Source organism: Candidatus Obscuribacterales bacterium, from assembly GCA_019744775.1.
Classification (GTDB): Bacteria; Cyanobacteriota; Vampirovibrionia; order Obscuribacterales; family Obscuribacteraceae; genus SBAT01.
Genome location: JAIETZ010000004.1, coordinates 155,842 through 172,860, shown reverse-complemented (window position 1 = coordinate 172,860; position 17,019 = coordinate 155,842). Strand labels below are relative to the sequence as shown.

General features: G+C 45.7%; 18 protein-coding genes. 13 read left to right on the top strand and 5 right to left on the bottom strand.

The genetic code is table 11. The features are described from left to right. Window positions 1-29: 29 nt before the first annotated feature. From K2Y22_10425 to K2Y22_10365, 13 genes are all read left to right on the top strand, one after another. A complete protein-coding gene (locus K2Y22_10425; GenBank protein MBX9878860.1) occupies window positions 30-824 on the top strand; it encodes a serine protease in 795 nt (264 codons plus the stop codon). Between the two features lie 54 nt (window positions 825-878). Further along, complete coding sequence (locus K2Y22_10420) at window positions 879-2,054, top strand: hypothetical protein (protein MBX9878859.1); 1,176 nt, start codon at window positions 879-881, stop codon at window positions 2,052-2,054. Between the two features lie 81 nt (window positions 2,055-2,135). Beyond that, complete coding sequence (locus K2Y22_10415) at window positions 2,136-3,530, top strand: TolC family protein (protein MBX9878858.1); 1,395 nt, start codon at window positions 2,136-2,138, stop codon at window positions 3,528-3,530. A 225-nt stretch (window positions 3,531-3,755) separates the two neighbouring features. Next, on the top strand, window positions 3,756-4,997 hold the full coding sequence (locus K2Y22_10410; protein MBX9878857.1) for an integrase family protein: 1,242 nt from the start codon (window positions 3,756-3,758) through the stop codon (window positions 4,995-4,997). A 232-nt stretch (window positions 4,998-5,229) separates the two neighbouring features. Then, entirely contained in the window at window positions 5,230-6,567 is a 1,338-nt protein-coding gene (locus tag K2Y22_10405) for a tyrosine-type recombinase/integrase (GenBank protein ID MBX9878856.1), read from the top strand. A gap of 729 nt (window positions 6,568-7,296) precedes the next feature. Next, the gene (locus tag K2Y22_10400; GenBank protein MBX9878855.1) at window positions 7,297-8,073 is read left to right on the top strand and encodes a hypothetical protein; all 777 of its coding nucleotides are present in this window, start codon (window positions 7,297-7,299) and stop codon (window positions 8,071-8,073) included. Window positions 8,074-8,185: 112 nt separating this feature from the next. After that, window positions 8,186-8,422, top strand: coding sequence for a hypothetical protein (locus K2Y22_10395; GenBank protein ID MBX9878854.1), 237 nt, complete (start codon window positions 8,186-8,188; stop codon window positions 8,420-8,422). Between the two features lie 3 nt (window positions 8,423-8,425). Further along, complete coding sequence (locus K2Y22_10390) at window positions 8,426-8,680, top strand: hypothetical protein (GenBank protein ID MBX9878853.1); 255 nt, start codon at window positions 8,426-8,428, stop codon at window positions 8,678-8,680. A 14-nt stretch (window positions 8,681-8,694) separates the two neighbouring features. Next, window positions 8,695-9,753 (top strand): toprim domain-containing protein, encoded by a 1,059-nt coding sequence (locus tag K2Y22_10385; protein MBX9878852.1) that lies wholly within the window; start codon window positions 8,695-8,697, stop codon window positions 9,751-9,753. Continuing rightward, window positions 9,753-11,111: a DUF3987 domain-containing protein gene (locus K2Y22_10380; GenBank protein MBX9878851.1), complete on the top strand. Its 1,359-nt coding sequence runs from the start codon at window positions 9,753-9,755 to the stop codon at window positions 11,109-11,111. Before K2Y22_10385 ends, K2Y22_10380 begins: the two co-directional genes overlap by 1 nt. Window positions 11,112-11,286: 175 nt before the next feature. Further along, window positions 11,287-11,589, top strand: a complete 303-nt coding sequence (locus K2Y22_10375) for a hypothetical protein (GenBank protein ID MBX9878850.1) — start codon at window positions 11,287-11,289, stop codon at window positions 11,587-11,589. A gap of 532 nt (window positions 11,590-12,121) precedes the next feature. Continuing rightward, window positions 12,122-12,586, top strand: coding sequence for a phage terminase small subunit P27 family (locus K2Y22_10370; protein MBX9878849.1), 465 nt, complete (start codon window positions 12,122-12,124; stop codon window positions 12,584-12,586). 26 nt (window positions 12,587-12,612) lie between these two features. Then, window positions 12,613-13,011 (top strand): phage terminase small subunit P27 family, encoded by a 399-nt coding sequence (locus tag K2Y22_10365; protein ID MBX9878848.1) that lies wholly within the window; start codon window positions 12,613-12,615, stop codon window positions 13,009-13,011. Window positions 13,012-13,050: 39 nt separating this feature from the next. Here the strand turns inward: K2Y22_10365 and K2Y22_10360 are convergent, their stop codons facing one another. The 5 genes from K2Y22_10360 to K2Y22_10340 all read right to left on the bottom strand — a co-directional run bounded on the left by K2Y22_10360 (window position 13,051) and on the right by K2Y22_10340 (window position 16,962). Then, window positions 13,051-13,473 carry a hypothetical protein gene (locus tag K2Y22_10360; protein ID MBX9878847.1) on the bottom strand — a complete coding sequence of 141 codons (423 nt, stop codon included), beginning with the start codon at window positions 13,471-13,473 and terminating at the stop codon, window positions 13,051-13,053. Window positions 13,474-13,499: 26 nt separating this feature from the next. After that, window positions 13,500-13,844, bottom strand: a complete 345-nt coding sequence (locus K2Y22_10355; GenBank protein ID MBX9878846.1) for a hypothetical protein — start codon at window positions 13,842-13,844, stop codon at window positions 13,500-13,502. Between the two features lie 394 nt (window positions 13,845-14,238). Continuing rightward, a complete protein-coding gene (locus K2Y22_10350) occupies window positions 14,239-14,460 on the bottom strand; it encodes a hypothetical protein (protein MBX9878845.1) in 222 nt (73 codons plus the stop codon). 73 nt (window positions 14,461-14,533) lie between these two features. After that, the gene (locus K2Y22_10345; GenBank protein ID MBX9878844.1) at window positions 14,534-15,526 is read right to left on the bottom strand and encodes an ATP-binding protein; all 993 of its coding nucleotides are present in this window, start codon (window positions 15,524-15,526) and stop codon (window positions 14,534-14,536) included. Next, window positions 15,523-16,962, bottom strand: coding sequence for a hypothetical protein (locus K2Y22_10340; GenBank protein ID MBX9878843.1), 1,440 nt, complete (start codon window positions 16,960-16,962; stop codon window positions 15,523-15,525). The genes K2Y22_10345 and K2Y22_10340 overlap by 4 nt, the downstream gene beginning before the upstream one ends. Window positions 16,963-17,019 lie beyond the last annotated feature (57 nt).

Here is a 17,019-nt window from a genome sequence, read left to right as displayed (position 1 = left end):
TTGAGGCCCTGTTTTAACTTGGGTTAGCAATGAGTGAATTAGGCAAAGAGAGCCGGATTGAGGTAATTCCTGAGAGCAACACTCGGCTCATTCCTATCATGCTGCCCAATGAAAAAGCTCGCCTTACTACAATTGATGCCAATGACCCAGCAGTTGCATTCTATGACGCAGGCGCTGCTGCAAGTGTACGGTTGTTTTCTGAAGTCTTAGAGTTAACCGATAAAGGGCTATCTAAAAAGGTGAAAGGCGTGGGAAGTGGGGCGTTGGTTTCTCCAGACGGTTTGGTACTAACCTGTGAGCATGTTGTTAAAGACTGTAGTAGTTTCACTGCAGAGCTGATTACCGGTGAAAAGGTAAACGCTACTCCAGTTGCACATTTCCCGGAAGCCGACTTGGCGCTTGTGCAAATAGAGGGCAAAAAAGACCTTAGCCATTTGAAGATGGGGAGAAGCGGCAAGCTCAAGTATGGCGAAGGCACAGCAATTTTTGGTCATCCATTAGGCAGCCAAAATGTGTTTGTTTCCGTGGGCAATATCTATGAAGTTGGCTCCGTCAAAGACGTATTTGGTGAAAAATCTCCTGTGGATGCCATGCCCAAGTCGCAAGAAATAGTCCGCATTAGCTCTCATGCCGAAAGAGGCAGCTCAGGGTCGCCGGTAGTAAATAAAAAAGGCGAGGTCATAGGTGTCACATTCGCGGTAAATTTCGATAAGGGACTCAACGGCGAGGAAGAAGCAAAATCGACATATGTAGTACCAGTAGACACTCTCAAAAAGACGCTTAAATCCCATCCGGAACTTTATAAAAAACTGCACTGGAATTAAATATCGGCGCGTGGAATAGCCAAATACTAGTATCCTGAAAATATGGACAATCAAATGGCGGTGATTGAAGTACCAGAACACCCATCTGGTTTGCTTTATCGGCTTCTTTCATTTTTGAGGTTGGCGCCCTCGAGATTGCATATCTCAGGGTCAGGTGCGCTCTTTTTCATTCTGCTTACCTGGCTGCCATTGCTGGTGCTGTCCATTATTGAAGGCACAGCACTTCCAGGAAAGGTTCATGTGCCTTTTCTTTTCGACTACAGCTCTATATGTCGTTATCTGATAGCTGGGCCGGTCATTCTAATTTCTGAACCGTTAGTGCGCCCCTGGATGAAGCGCATGATTCGACAATTCATGGTCTGTCACATTATTCCACCTGAAAGCATCGACAACTACTGGCGATTGGTCGATAACATCGTCAAACTACAGACGCTGCCATTAGTGCAGATAATATTGTTGTTCCTGGCTTTTGTGACAAACATTCTTAGCGCTGATGTGGCCATTCACGCGCATACTTCTACCTGGCAAACAGCTGAATTAGTTGATGGATCAAAAGCATTTTCCATGGCCGGTAATTTTCAAAACTACTTTAGCCAGCCAGTCTTTCGCTTTTTATGGCTGGAAGCACTTTACCAATATGGACTATGGGTTTATTTCCTTTTGAAATTGTCTACTTTCCCGCTAACTGTTCACCCGACACACGCTGATGGAGCCGGTGGACTGGGATTTGTCGGTGCAGGACAAACAGCTTTTACGCTCTTAGCTTTTGCTATGTCTTGCGGACTAACAGGAGCTGTTGAAAGATTGCTGCGCATTCATCCAACGAGGCTAATTGAGCATTGGGATATATTGGCTTTCTGGGTGATTTTCATGTTGGCGATGTTCTTGGGTCCCTTGCTTGCTTTTACCCCACGTCTGGTCAAAGCGAAAAGAGACGCTCTTTTTGCCTACGGTAAGCTTTCGCATAACGCCAGCTATGGCTTTGGCAAACACTGGATAGGACCTGATATTCAAGAATTTGATATTGAAGATTTAGATACTTCCTGCGAATTAGAACACTCCGCAATTGCCTATCAAGCAGTGTCGAACATGAGACCATTTGTTTTCGGCAGGCAAATAGTTGTTGTTTTTGCCGTTGCCTGTATTTTGCCGGCTGTACCGCTTATCCTGTCGCAAATCCCTTGGAGTCAAATTCTGGAGAAATTCCGAGAGATTAAAGAGTATATTTAACAGGTGGATATCAGACATTGTCTGTTGTCAATCTGATATTTTCTTAGCGTTGAGCACATTTGCGCAGCAGCCAAGCAGGTTATGACGCTTTCTAAGGTACCAATACTAGTCTTTGCTGCCTGCGTATTGGGCACATCTTTTCCCTTCCCCACAATTGCTCAGACGGCGCACGATTTAGTCACGCCTGAGACGTGGGACTGGACCATGAAAGCATTGCAGCCTGGGCCTTCTGATAGACCAAATCATCCCGTCGACCGCTTTTCGTTGAGTCTATCCAAAGCTTTTGAGACTTCCTACAACCAAAACCCCAGCGTAGTGTCAGCGCTAAAAAATATCGACCTTGCACAAGCACAAGTAAAAATTGCCGGCGCGCGCCCTAACCCTCAATTTGCTTTGCAGTACGGATTTGGAACTCCTTATACCGGCGATATATCCGGAAATACGCAAGCAGTAGGTGCTAACCAATTATTTGAAATGGGCTTCAAGCGTCACAAACGCTTGGCATACGCCAGAGCAAATTATGTTTTGGCGGAATATCAATTGGCCGATTTGCGATACGACGTGCGCTCTGCAGTGAGAAAAGGCTATGCCGAACTTGCAGCCGCTGAAGCCAATATTGATTTGGTCGAGAATCAAAGAAAATTAGTTGATCGACTGGCGGGCATTGCTGAAAAAAGATACAAAGCCGGCAAAAGCGAAGAAGTCGAACTCCTCCAATCGAAACTAGCGGTAGATCAATTTGAAACCCTGCGTCATTCAGCAATAAGCCGTCTCCGGCAAGCTTCAATCGAGCTGGATTATTTACTTGGCTTTGATCCAAATCGGGATCTCGACGTAGAAGATAACGGATTATTTAAACTCTCAACACAACGCACGGAATTAGTGCCACCACCTGATGAGCCACTATTACCAGTAGACAAACTATTGGAGATGGCCTTTGCAGAAAGACCTGATTTGAGAGCTGCCAGACAACAGGTTATTGCCGCTCGCAAGGGCATTACATTAGCCAAAGCGCAAGCAATTCCTGATGTCTTGATAGGTTCAGGCTTGGTCTTCAGCACCTACAAGCAAATGCCACAGCAAGCGGGCGCTTATTTAAACGTAAACGTTGATATCCCTATCTTGTATCGTCACCAAGGTGAAATAGCTGCTGCCAAGGCGACGCACAAGCAAGCTGAAGTACAAGCAGCTGCGATGGCGCAACGAGTAGAAGTCGATGTGCGTGGAGCTTATGCTGCGTTGTCTGCTGCGCGATCCAATCTTGCGCACTTTCAAAAAGTATTGATACCACTAGCGTTAAACGTTGTCCGCAAAGCTCAGGACAGTTACGAAAATGGCAACTCTGACTTGGGCAATGCCCTTGTTGCGCAACAACAATTCCAAAATACTTTCTCCAATTACTTCGACACGGTAGTAGCCTACCAAAACTCCTGGGCTGATCTTGAAACCGCTATTGGTAAGAAAATCGAGTTTTAGAAAAGATATCGGGACGACAGGATTTGAACCTGCGACCTATTGCTCCCAAATCAGTAGCGAATGATTTATACAGGTTTTGAATGTTTTTGAAATATTGCTCAGAAGCCTTATGGGGCTTGGCTTTTAGCGTGAAAATTAACGATTCCTTTTTAGTGGTTGTGAAATAATCTGCGTACATAGTGAGTACAAAATGTGTGTACTCAACCTCAAAAAGAGAATTACTAAATGCCAAGACTTAACAAAACATTCGTCGATAAAGTGGAACACCCAGCGACCGGAGCGAAACTATACTTCGATGAAGAACTCAAGGGGTTTGGCTTGCGGGTTACTGCCGGTAGCAAGACCTACTTTGCTCAAGGACGCGTCAAAGGCAAGGTTTGTCGGGTCAAGATTGGCAAACATGGTAACTGGACACCTAAGCAAGCAGAGGATGAAGCGAAGGACTTGCTTAGATTGATGGAAAAGGGAATCAATCCAAACACTCGCAAGGCCGAGCAGAAAGCAAAGTCGATTACCCTTGCAGAGGTCTTAGAGTCCTACAAGCAATCCAAAAATCTTAGACCGACGACCATCAGGCTATACGATGGCGCGGTGAACAGGTGTCTCACCGAATGGCAAAACAAGCCTATTGTTGAGATTACCAAGGATATGGTGGAACGCCGGCACAAGCAGCTCTCCAATGCCAATGGTCCACGTGGTAAGGGAGAAGCTCAGGCGCATCAAGTCATGCGTGTACTGCGTTGTCTGTTCAACTATGCTCTGGCTACATATGAGGATAGCGACGGACATTCCATCTTGCAGGACAATCCAGTTCGCCGTTTATCTCAGATAAAGGCATGGAATCGCATTCCACGTAGACAATCGGTAATTCACGACCATCAGCTTCCTGATTGGTATCAGGCTGTAATGTCTCTGGAGAACGACGTGATGCGTGATTTCTTTCTCCTGTGCCTATTTACTGGTTTGAGGCGTGGTGAAGCTTCAAAGCTCAAATGGTGCAATGTTGATTTCAAAAACAAGACCCTAACAATTCCATCTGAAGAGGCAAAGAATCATGATGAGCATCGGCTTCCCTTATCTGACTATCTAATAGCCTTGCTGGGTGAGCGTGCAAAGGTAATCAGAATAGATAACCCGTATGTTTTTCCTGGTGAAGAAAGCAACACTCATATGGTCGAATGCAAGCGAGCTGTGGAAAGGATTATCAAGAATTCGGGTGTTAAGTTTATGGTTCACGACTTGCGTCGCACTTTTCTGACAACTGCGGAAAAGCTGGATATACCGCATTATGCAGTTAAGAAATTGGCAAATCATCGCAATAGTTCCGACGTTACTCTCGGGTATATAGTTACCGACGTTGAAAGATTACGAATGCCTATGCAGAAAATTTCCGCTTACTTTTTGGACAAATTTATCAAGAAGGAAGAGTTGAAGGATAGCGAGCCGATTGTGGTCGTTGCTAATTGAAAGAGCTGCGAATTCTGCGATTTTTAAACAGGCGGAGCTTTCTGAGTTGCGAACCAGTTGCAATCTTATGCGAATCATTCCTTCAAGTGAATGGCAACCGATTATTTGAAAGCAAGAATGGGTATTGATGTTTCAGAAACCAGTGTCAGACCTATTATTAGCTAATAATACTAATAACCTAACCGCTTAGGTTTCTCAAATAAATCTAAGCACTAAGGACAGTAACGGGGACATGAACGATCTAACTCTAAAAGACTTGATCGATGCCTATTTGCATAGACACATGTATAAGCGCCGCGTTACCGCAACAGCTACTGAGCAAACCTTAAATAAGCATGTTAGTTACATGTTCGCCAGAAAGCTATCCGAGATTGATATTACCGTTGCCGAAGCGCTGCATCAGCGAATCGGTGAACGGTCACCTATTCAATCCAACAGGGTTTTACAGACGCTTAAAGCGGCCTGGAATAAAGGCATAAAATGGCAACTGTGCTCTGAACCCAATCCATTTGCTCTGGTAGAACAATTTCCAGAGAATGTCAGAACTAGACGACTAAGCGCATCAGAAGTTCAAACGCTAAATCGACTCTTGCAAAAGCGAGAAAACAAAGATCTCCACGACTATGTGATGCTCTCACTGTTTACCGGTGTCCGCAGAAACAGTCTATTATCCATGCGCTGGGAACATCTGAATCTTGAAGCTCGATGGTGGATTATTCCCAAAACAAAAAATGGCACGCCGCAATTAATCCCCTTAGGTCCTAATGAATTGAATATTATCAATTCGCGCAAGAATGACACGCCATGGGTCTTTCCGTCCGCACAGGGTGAGGGTCACATGGGTTGGTTGTATAAATCATGGCGCAGCCTTATTGCTGCCGCGGAGATACCGTATGCTCGTCCACATGATTTAAGACGCTCGCTTGCCGCAGCAATGGCTGACTTGAATGTCAGCGCGACAATTATTCAAGGGGCTATGAATCACAAGTCGTTGGTGACAACGATGAAGGTATACGCGATTGCTGGCAAAGATGCTGAGCTAGAAGCTAGACAGTTAGTACAACAGCAATGGTTCAACGATTTGCCGGAGGAAAGCATGAGCTTGCTTTCCAAGAAAAGTGTGACACCAGATGAGCTAGAAGCGCTTGTCACCACTATGAGGCGCTTCAAAGACTATTCAAGATATCTCGGCTGGTTTTCAAAGCTACCCTTACGCCTAATACAATCCGAAAGCGAGTACGAGACAGCCAAGCACGTACATCGTCAATCTCTTCGCAGAAACATCACAGAACCTGATGAACGAGATTACTTTGAGGTTCTTGCCACATTGATTGGAGTTTATGAACAGAAACAGCGAGCAACACTTGCCCATAAGCCACCACATGAAGCACTTCAATGGCTGATGAGGGAACAAGGACTGACGCGGAATGATTTGGTGAAAATCCTAGGCTCAAAAAGCACGGTCTCTGAGTTGTTATCCGGCAAGCACTTGTTGAGCAAGAAAAACGCCCAGCGACTCGCCGGTCGGTTGGGCGTCGAACCGGAATTATTCATGCGACGTAACACGTAGAAGCTTTGCCAAGCCCAGGATCAAGTAATTGAATTTGCTACCGCAGAAATCTGTTACTTAGAATGCCCTGCAATACACTGCTAAAGGACCCGCGTAATTTGAAAACCCATAACCATTTCCGCATTGGTCGAGGTGGTTTATTCTGATCGTTCAGGATTGTTAGACTTGGTCCTATTTTAAGCATGAGTACCTCACAAGAAATCATAAAGCGAGCTGCTAAACCTGCGAAAGTTGCGAATCGGGTCGGAAAAATCCCCGTTCCCTAAGTGGGTAGGCAGTTCGATGAGCGCAAAACTCAATTGCCCAAATTTCATTGACGAATTATGTCCGTTAATAGCATCTTCCAGCGAGTACAAAACATGAGCCGTTGTGCGGCAGCTAACGCCCATTGATGCCGCGCAATCCCCTCGCGCTCATCTCTCTGTATTGGTACCAGACTGAGTAACTTAAGCACTGCAAATCCTCGAAACTAAAATAGCCACCTTACTGGCAGCCCCAATTTCATCTTACCACAACCTTTGACAATCCATTCTTAGCGTCGTGCGCACTTAGCGCTCCCCTTATGCAGCTTGCGTTTTGGGGATTCTTAGCCAGATGCCACTCAACCACGCACGGGTCAACTTACAATATGGGTTCGCCAGCCTAGGGTAGCTCCCGAAAAGTGAACACCTTCTTCATCTGGCTTGGCAATCAATTTGAAGGAGCGTCACGAAGGAGGCGCATCAAAGCATGCAATCGCAACACACAGACTGGCTCATGGACCGTTCTCAATGGCAGACGTTAATAGATCCAGATAATAAGCGGGATCTGGAAGCCGATTTACTCAAGCTTAAAGAATGGCTACGGACAAAATATTCCCCCTCTGGGGTAGACTGCAATGATAGCGAAAGCTACGTTATCTCCCACAATGAAACACCAATGCTCCTTAATGTCTCAAATCCCGAGCATCCTGATGCGCTTGTAAAACAAATTGAACTCGCTATCGGAACCTACATTTGGTTTGTGTCCGAATTGAGCAATGAACAAGACCCTAGGAAGTTAAAGAAATCAATTACTTCGGTCCTGGAAAGATTCACTGGATTGGAGCCGCATCTTGACGCATTGATGACTCAAGATGCTGTCGAGTTTATATGTGAATTAGCTATAGCCGAGAAGTACGAAGACACGGCGGCGGAAGTATCAAATTCAATCACTCTTGAATTTGATACTTCCAGTAGAGAATTCACTGAGATTCTTAATCGACTGCGTACCGACTCCCTAGCCATTAAAAAAATGCTTGATCTTGCCGCTAAAGAAATGAGTCCGTCCAGACGGGGACGTCCGGCGGACCACGCACGTAATAAACTGTTTCTGGATGTCATGCGCATGCTTCCACAACATGGTATTCGAGTGTCCGGTGACCCGGAGTCGGTTTGTGTCCAAGTCATTGGAAAATGCCTGGAATTCTTGAACATACCTGACCCACCGCACACCATTGCCTCCCAAGTTCGGCGATTGGACAGCTAATAAACAATACCCTACGCATAATTCAACGAAATTGGTTTTTTATGCGGGGGTTACGAATATATCTATTGCTGCGTAATATCTCCCAAGACAAACAAACCTTTGGGGGTAGCAAATGCAAAACGCAAGTATGCACAAAATGGAAACCCGGTACATCGACGAACAAGAGCTGTCGAGAATTACCGGCTGGTCGCGGGCGAAGATTCAGCGCGACCGAGTTGTAGGCGGTGGAATTCCTTTCATCAAAGGCGAGGGTCTGCGCGCCGCCGTTCGATATGACCTGATAGAAGTTCATCACTGGATGGAAAGTCATAAGCGCACTAGCACCAGCGATTCTGGGCAGGAGGGTTAAACCATGCCTAAAGAAATTGAACCACAGAAGTTTGGACAACATCTTTTCGGTTATGCCGCTCATACAATTTGGTGCGCCCTTCAAGAACAAGAGCGACAACTTGAGGGGGTAATTCTTTCAACACAGCACTTACAAGTAAAAGGCGACCAAGAGAGTCTGGTATCTCTCAGAAAAACAATTCAGGGGTCTGCCCGTGCCATCGCGCACAACTTCGACATTATGGACAAGCTCCTAGCCGAAATAGACAAGCTAGGATAAGGAGTTTCTCAATCATGAATACAAATGAAAGCCCCTCTCAAGCAAGCGGGGCGAATCAAATAGCACGTACAAATTATAAACGACTGGACTTCAAAGAAGTCAAACAGGTGGCGAACGGGCACTGGCTGCAGATACTCACATCGCTTGGTATGCCGTCACACCTGCTGAGACGTAAACATGGACCATGTCCTTGCTGTGGTGGCAAAGATAGATTTAGATTCGATAACAAGAACGACGACGGTACATTTTTTTGTAGTCACTGTGGTGCCGGCGATGGATTCAAGTTGCTTGCGCTCTATCGGGGCATTGAAATTACTTACTCCTTAAACCTTGTCGCAGACTATCTCGGACTCTCTGGAAAGCCTTGCTTACCAGCTATGCCGATTTCCAGAGCAGTAAATGTCGGTACATCCAATAGACAAGCAAACGGAGAGCAACTTCGGATATTGAATAGATTCTGGTCAGAAGCCAGATCGGTTGCATCAGGAGATCCGATTCATAAGTATCTGACCAAGACTAGGGAACTAAAGCTGGATGATATACCAGCTTGTTTACGTTATCATCCTGAGCTGGACTATTTTGACGGAGATAATTGTCTCGGCACATTTCCGTCAATGTTGGCCTTGGTTATGTCATCCGATAATCAGCCAGTTTGTTTGCACCGCACATATCTAACCCTGGACGGACAGAAAGCACCTGTAGCAAAGCCTAAGAAGCTCATGAAGCCAATCTACGAAGGAGCCACTAGAGGTGGAGCGATCCGCCTGCAAGAGGCCTCTGAGAGCCTTGGAATAGCAGAAGGTATTGAGACCGCTCTTGCCTGTCATATAACTACTGGTCTACCTGTGTGGTCCACAGTTTCCGCCGGTGGCATGGCTTCCTTAGAGGTACCGGAAACCGTGAAGCAAGTAATGATATTTGCCGACCATGACATGAACAACGTTGGACTCGCAGCGGCTCAAAAGCTCGCAACTCGTCTGCTGTACGCTCACAAGAAGGTCAAACTGCTCTTGCCACCTAGAGCTGGTACTGATTGGTTTGACTACGTAATGAGCAACGAGGTGGCGAGCTAATGAATAGCCTCAAGAACATTATCAATGAGACGCCAGAATTCACCATCGAATCCACGAGCGGCACACCGGAAAAACTTGAGTCCGCTGCGCCATCCACATGGCCCATCCTGTCAGACAAAGCGTTATATGGACTGGCTGGAAATATAGTTAGAGCCGCAACAGAAAATAGTGAGGCAGATCCGGCGGCGATTTTACTGACAGCACTAACTCACTCTGGCGCTGCATTCGGATCCCAAGCAAGAATTCGTGTTGGTGAAACTAATCATCCACCAAGGCTGATGTCAGCCCTAGTTGGTGCATCAAGTCGTGCTCGCAAAGGGACTTCAGCAGACCCCATTCGGAGAATTTTTGAGAGAGCGGAAACTATTCATGCATTACCACCATTGCAGGTGTCTCACGGTCCTCTTTCTTCCGGGGAGGGTGTGGTGTATGCCGTCAGAGATCCCGGTGACAAGAGAAACAAGAGCGGTGAACTCGAAGACGAAGGCGTAAACGATAAGCGACTGGTTGTTTATGAGGGTGAATTAGGTGGAGCACTTAAAGCCATACAGCGCGATGGGAATACTCTTTCTTCTATTCTGAGAACATCGTGGGATCACGGTGACATGGCACCCTTAACTAAATCAAACCGTATCAAAGCGACTGGTGCTCACGTCTGCATAATCGGACACATTACTAGACACGAATTGAAAGTATTGCTTCAGACATCGGATGTTTGGAATGGGTTAGCCAATAGATTTCTCTGGGTGTGCGCGAGACGACAGAAGATGGTGCCTTTTCCTAAAGCAATGGATGGTGATTTAGTAGATGAGTTGTCTAGCGAGTTGGCTAAAGCAATCAAAACCGCATCAGATATTGGGATAGTATCGCTAGCCTCAAACACCATTGAGATTTGGAAAGCCCTTTATCCAATGATTTCTCAGGATGAGTCAGGCATTCTTGGCGTTGTCACTGCCAGAGCTGAAGCTCAAGTTCTTAGATTGGCACTGATCTATGCACTCCTGGATCGGAGCAGTACCATCTTGCCAGAACACCTTGAGGCAGCTTTGGCTGTCTGGCAGTACTGCCATAATTCGGCTCGCTATATATTCGGCGATACCGAAGCCGACCCAGACTCAAACAAAATCCTTTTGGCGCTAGCTGAAGGCGACAAGTCACAAACGCAACTGAATGAGCTATTCAATGGTCACCTGCCGGCTGATCGCTTAAATGCGATTCTGACGGATCTCCAAGCGGTTGGCAGGATTACTCAGCGCAAAGAAGGTGGGGGTCGAGGTAAAGGCAAGGCAATTACTTGGTGGTCTATTACCCCTGGTTTTACTTCTATAGGTGCGGATTTAGCGGAATTGGAGGAATAGTAAGCGCCATGAGGCTTATGGCAATTGGATACTTGCGGATTTGTGCGGATTTAGAAGCGATTCTTACTAATTCTGTTTGTAAATCCGCACAAATTCGCAGAGGTGTAAAGACTATAAGCCAAGCCCTGTCATCAATTCCGCTAAATCCTCTAATTCCGCAGGGGAGCAAATAGAAATGGACTTTCTGAAGTGTTACGACCAAGCAGCCAATCAAATAGAACAAGAGAAGAATGCCAAACATCTGGCGGAAGTCTCATTGCCAACCGACACCCTAGGTCACTGGCTGGCGCGCATCCAGGCGGCAGAAAGCAAGGACGAAATCCTCAGTCTTCTTGACGACTTTCGGTCTCTTGCTTGGACCGATGAACAGCGAGCGCAAATGAGCCAAACATATATACGAAGTCTGGATTGGCTAGAGCCAACGAAAGAAACATTTGACGATTTTGCAGGGTCGCCCTCAATATCGACCAGTCCCTAAGGAGATAAACTGATGACAGCCAAAACTAGATCTAAACATAGATGCGAAGATTGTGAGCCATTGGGGCTTAATGAGAACCATTTGATTCTTCCCGCATATAGAACCGAAAGCGGGAAATTGGCTATCTGGTGTCATTACTGTGAGTTGATTCATTATCACAGTGAAGGCACATCCTTTGCTTATACGCTTGGTGGTCGCAATTTCAGGCAAGCAGATTGCGAATTCGCTGAATCTCCACATCTGAGAAAACAGTACTGTCTTCACCTTATTGGTCCATTCACCAAGGAAATAAGAGCAAGGCATCGCAATGTTCCGCGAAACTGGAAGCGAGATTTCACCTTGATTGAGCCACTTGTTCGTCCGTTTAGAACGATTTGTACGAGCGTAGAAGGACCCCCCCCCATAGGGGGGTCTAATCTCTACAGCTTTTAGTCAAAAGACCGCGCGGTTGGGTCAGCGCGCACGACCGCGAATTAAACAATTAAAATCGAGCACCATTTTTAGTACCACTAATAATCAAAAGGAAATCACAATGGCAAGACCCGGTCCAATTCCAAAATCAAGAGCTCTAAAAGAGCGTGCCGGCAATCCAGGAAAGCGCCGGCTACCAAACGAACCAAAACCAGCAACGGGGGATCTAAGTTGTCCTTCTTGGATGCCAACCGAAGGCAAAAAAGAATGGGCTAGAATTGTTCCGGAGCTTCAAAGGCTTGGCGTTGCGACTCAGATCGATCAGAGCCAGCTAGAGCTTTACTGCGGTGCCTGGGCAACTTGGCTAGATGCCCAGAAAAAGCTTGCCAAGGAAGGTGCTGTGCTAATGAGACCAACAGGGAGCTTTTATGCAAATCCCTATGTAAAAATTGCCGCCGACGCGTCTAAGGAAATTCAGTCCATAGCCAAGGAATTCGGTTTAACGCCCTCAAGTAGAACTAGAGTAGACGCGGGTTCAACAGACTCCGAGGAGGATTCTGATGATGATGCGGAGTTCTTTTCCTAATCAATCAATTTCCGGAGACATACAATATGGCAAAAAATAGAAATCAATTAAAAGCACTGTCCGGTGGACTGTTGGAACCACCATTTGATTTGAATGGCGAAGCGCTGAATCAATGGCATATCTGCGCACCAGAATTACACAGGCTCGGGCTTCTCACTGATGAAAGGAAGCCTATCCTGGCTGAATATTGCCGCACTGTAGCAGCAGCTATTGAGGCTGATCTGATTCTCAACAAGGACGGTATCATCATCAGTGCCAAGAATGGTAATCCTAAGGCACATCCACAGCTGGCAATATCGCAGAAGGCTTGGAATCGAGCACTATCGCTGGGGCAAAAAATAGGCATAGGACCATTGAGCAGACAGCGGTTAACCGTAAAGGATGCTGTTACCCGTAAACGAAGAAAGAAACTCATCTTTCGTTAAATGACTGTGGCTTTTCTCTTCGTGCTCTGAATCGTGCTTTCATGCAGGAGGTCCAGTCCGTCCCTCATTCTTTCTGACAGCAGCTAATGAAACACGAGCTATCATTGACAGCAAATCTTCTGGAGAGGTGCTTTGCTCATCAGAAACTGAGCCTTCATCATCTCGAATTGTTACTGACCACATGCATGTTTCTCGATTGAAGTTAATGCTGACGTCCCAATTCCGTTGAGCAATATTCAAGAGAACCATAAATGCTGAACTGGGATCGCCGGTCGGTGACCAGCGCATGCTGGCACCGTCAAAAAGAACCAACACACGATTACCCTTTGCCCATGCCTCTATAGCATCATATGGACCTCCTCCTTTACCAACCTGAAGACTCCAACCCATTACTTCTACCGCAACGTCAGCATCTAACGGTGGCACTGGTTCAGGTAAGCTTCTCATAAATTGACTGTTCATTTTGACTCCCCGATTTATCCAAGCAGTTACAAAGACAAGTCTCGCAAGGTCGGTTTTTTCTGGGGTTGTGTAACACAAAGAGTAATTTTTAGGTCTGAGCCATCTTTCCTGATTTCAGAAATTACTCCGCCGATGGTGAGCGATTTTGCTCCCTGCTTCACTCCAATAAAGATTGATTCGCCCAAAGTCTTTTGGATTTCAAACAACTCGCTAACTTCTTTAAACTTATTCGCTTCAAATTCGGTTGTGAATGAAACAATGTCACCCTCTGTAATCTGATCAACGTTATTAATCTTGATGTTCCACTCAAATCTAGTTCGGTACCTGGCCGTAGCCATACCAATTACTGCCGACTGTACGTTTCGATCCATATAAGAAACTCCAATTGTGTCAGTTCTACGCTGCCGGAACATGTTATTCGTCGGCTTCAATTACAGTTGCTTCCAGGTCTTCGCTCGTTTCTCCATTAAATGCCCTGAATAACCGAACTATTGAATTTCCGACCTTCGCATCCTAGTCTTTTTTGTTTTCTCTGCCTTCGGTATCACAAGAGCTTCCCGAATATCTTCGATCGACCATGTGGCGGCTATCGCAGTTTGTTTTTCCTTATTTGTCATTTGGACCTAATTCTTCTTTCCCTTGTTAGAGTGCGTCTGTCATTTCTTTCACCGTTGTAACGAAAGGTTTTCAACTATGCTTATACTTAAGTATCGGGTATTACATTAGTCATAGTCCGTTTCAACAATTCGGTAATAATCTCCCACTTCAACCAGACAAAGCAATTTGTAGTTTGGCATACATTAGTAAATTGGTGCGAATTGATAATCGTCTTACGGACGCTGAACATAATTCGCGCGAGTTGTTACCCGCTGCAATCTGGACTTCAAGTCTTCGCTTAGACTCTTGCTTACTCAACTGGAGTCCCGGTGCAAATCTCAATTCAGGAAATTGCATTTGGTTGATCAAGTCGAGGTTAAATTCAATCATAAGATGCATGTCCTTTTTTTTAAGTGTGTTTATTGAGAACAGTGTTTGTTATAAACACCCAAACAATTTAGGCTTATCGCAGTCTGAGACGACTATTTAGGCACTTGAGACCCTCCATAATTTCCGAACCACAGATTAGGAGTTCTTCGCTTCCATGGAATGAATCGCAGTAATAGGAGATGGGAATTTTGATATCCGGGAAATTATCGTCGCCAACTGCCCACGTAAAAGTTGTGAAATCCAATGTCATGCCAGGATAAATGACAATGTTCATAAGTCCGCCAAAGAAAGTTAACGCTGGGTCACGTCCATTGGGTGACACTCGTAAGTGCGTTCTCTTTTCGAGTCCATACGCACCATAGCTGTGAAGATCTAGCGGCACGTCATTTGCAGAATTGTTGACCGATATCGCTGGATGGTTTGCGGTGCCGACCCCCACATTCCTAATGCCAAGAACGATGGACGCTGCTTGTATATAAATTCCATTTACTGCATCTACTCCACTAACGAACCATGTTGCTTGCAGCTTTGGCTGTGGTCGTCTACCGAAACGATCAGCAAGCACGTATGGTGGCATGATGTTAGTTTTTGGTCCGACGCGAAAGTAATATCGGTGTACGTCTTTTGCTGTAGCCATTTGAGGGTAGCCATCCCACCTTGGTACGTAAGTTACTACAAAGCCTTCGTCCGGTTGGTCTGAGTCAATAAGCCAATGTTCTATTCCGTTGATACCAGGGGAAAGAACTTCTGCGGATTTTGTTTTTAGTTGCTGGTAGAAGAGACTCACGTCTTTAATAGGGCGCAGCTCCTTGACGGTGTCTGGGTCGTCGTTAGCATGGCTTCTGCAATCGATGCCCCAAACAATCAAACCACCTTCGGCATTGGCAAATCCACTCAGGTTGATTGATAGGTTTTGCAGATCCTTTCTGGTGAGAGGTCCAGAATCAGTTTCGGCGCGCTTAAAGTCGAGAATTTCAGATTCGGCGGTTTCCTCGTCTTTGAGCTGTTTTAAAAAGTTCAATCCGCCTTCTTTGAATTTGGTGAATAGCTGATACTCTTTGGTCATACTTTTTCTGCTGCCTCGGCTAAAGAAGCATTTTCTTCCAGTTGCTTGCGAAACTGTGATGCATTAAAGACGCCTTTGGTCTCAAACAATTGCTTCCAGAAAAGTTTTTGGTCGAGCAGAGCAAGCTTCTGTAATTGGTAAATACAATAGAGGTCATCGCACTTAATTGTTACTAGGTCGTCTATTTTTGCGGTTTCTATCAGCGAGTGTCCAAAACCCTCCGAGCGCTCTGATGGATGAAGTTTGACTGAATTACTGCCTATGAATATGCCCTTGTATAATTTCTGCTTCAACTTGCCTCTGTTTTTCCAGTCCATCAATTGCCTAAGTCCACTTTCGTCAAAGTTAGGCCTTTCAGTACTTTTGACTTCAAGTACGCCCTCGAGAATGTTGCCGTCTATTTCTACGGTAATCCAGCCGTCTTCCTTGTTTTTCTCAGTCGGCTCATGAACTATGGCGCCTAGGTCATTCAGAACTTCTTTTACGATTTCTTCTAGGTTAGTTCCGACATCGAACAGAAGACGTAAGCACCTGCGAGATTGGACTCTTTCTTGAATTTTTGTGGTGTGCTGAACTTGAAGGCTGTTAATCTGGGCGTCAATGTCTCTGATTGTTGAGTCGATGACGTCTTGCCCAGGAGCGACATAGTCCTGCAGCCATGCAGGCTCAGGATTTGAAAGACGCAAGTTCAAAACATCGTTGAGCACCAAATGAATTGTTTCGTCGCTGCCAATTCCCAGGTCCGGAAGCAAAATAACTGGGCCCACTGTTTGTGCTTCTGCGAGCCGCTTCCAAGTTGACATTCCATCGGTGAATTCGGATTCGGAAATTCTGGCACTGAAATGAAAGAAATAATAGAGTGCCAAAGATTTGTGAAATCGTGTGTTAGCCAGTGACGTTTCGTCAAACTTAACGTCGATTGCGTGGTGATATTCTTTGCCTAGCGCAGCGGTCAACACGTTTCTATTGATAGTGATTTTGTCGATGAAATAGTCCCATTGTTTGAGTTTGGCAATATAAGGCGCAAATTGTGACTGTGCAAGTTCTTTGGTTGGATAGACAGTGTCTCCACCATCTTTCCCCCAGGTAAAAGTCAATCCGGTCCAATTCAGAAATGGAATGTCAACTATTCCGCCTTGTTGTGGTTGGACCGGGACAGTAAGGCGTGGATCGCCGATTATTATGAACAGTCCATCATGACTTGCGACGTTTAGGAAAGTACGAAATGTCAATTTCTCGAAGAATTTTGTCCAATCGTGACTGTAGAGACTCGGACGTGGTGGCAGCAAATTGATAATAACGAAGTCATAGTCGGAAAGATTGTTGACCGAATGAAGGCTGTCCCATGAAAATGATCGCAGGCTATAACTGTCTGTCACTCTGCTTAAGCCGATTGCACCAATAACAACAATCTTTTTCTTCTTTGGATTGGTCATATTCTGGGGGCGCAACTACTGGAGAGAGTATAGATTGTCATGCGAGTATCTTTCGCA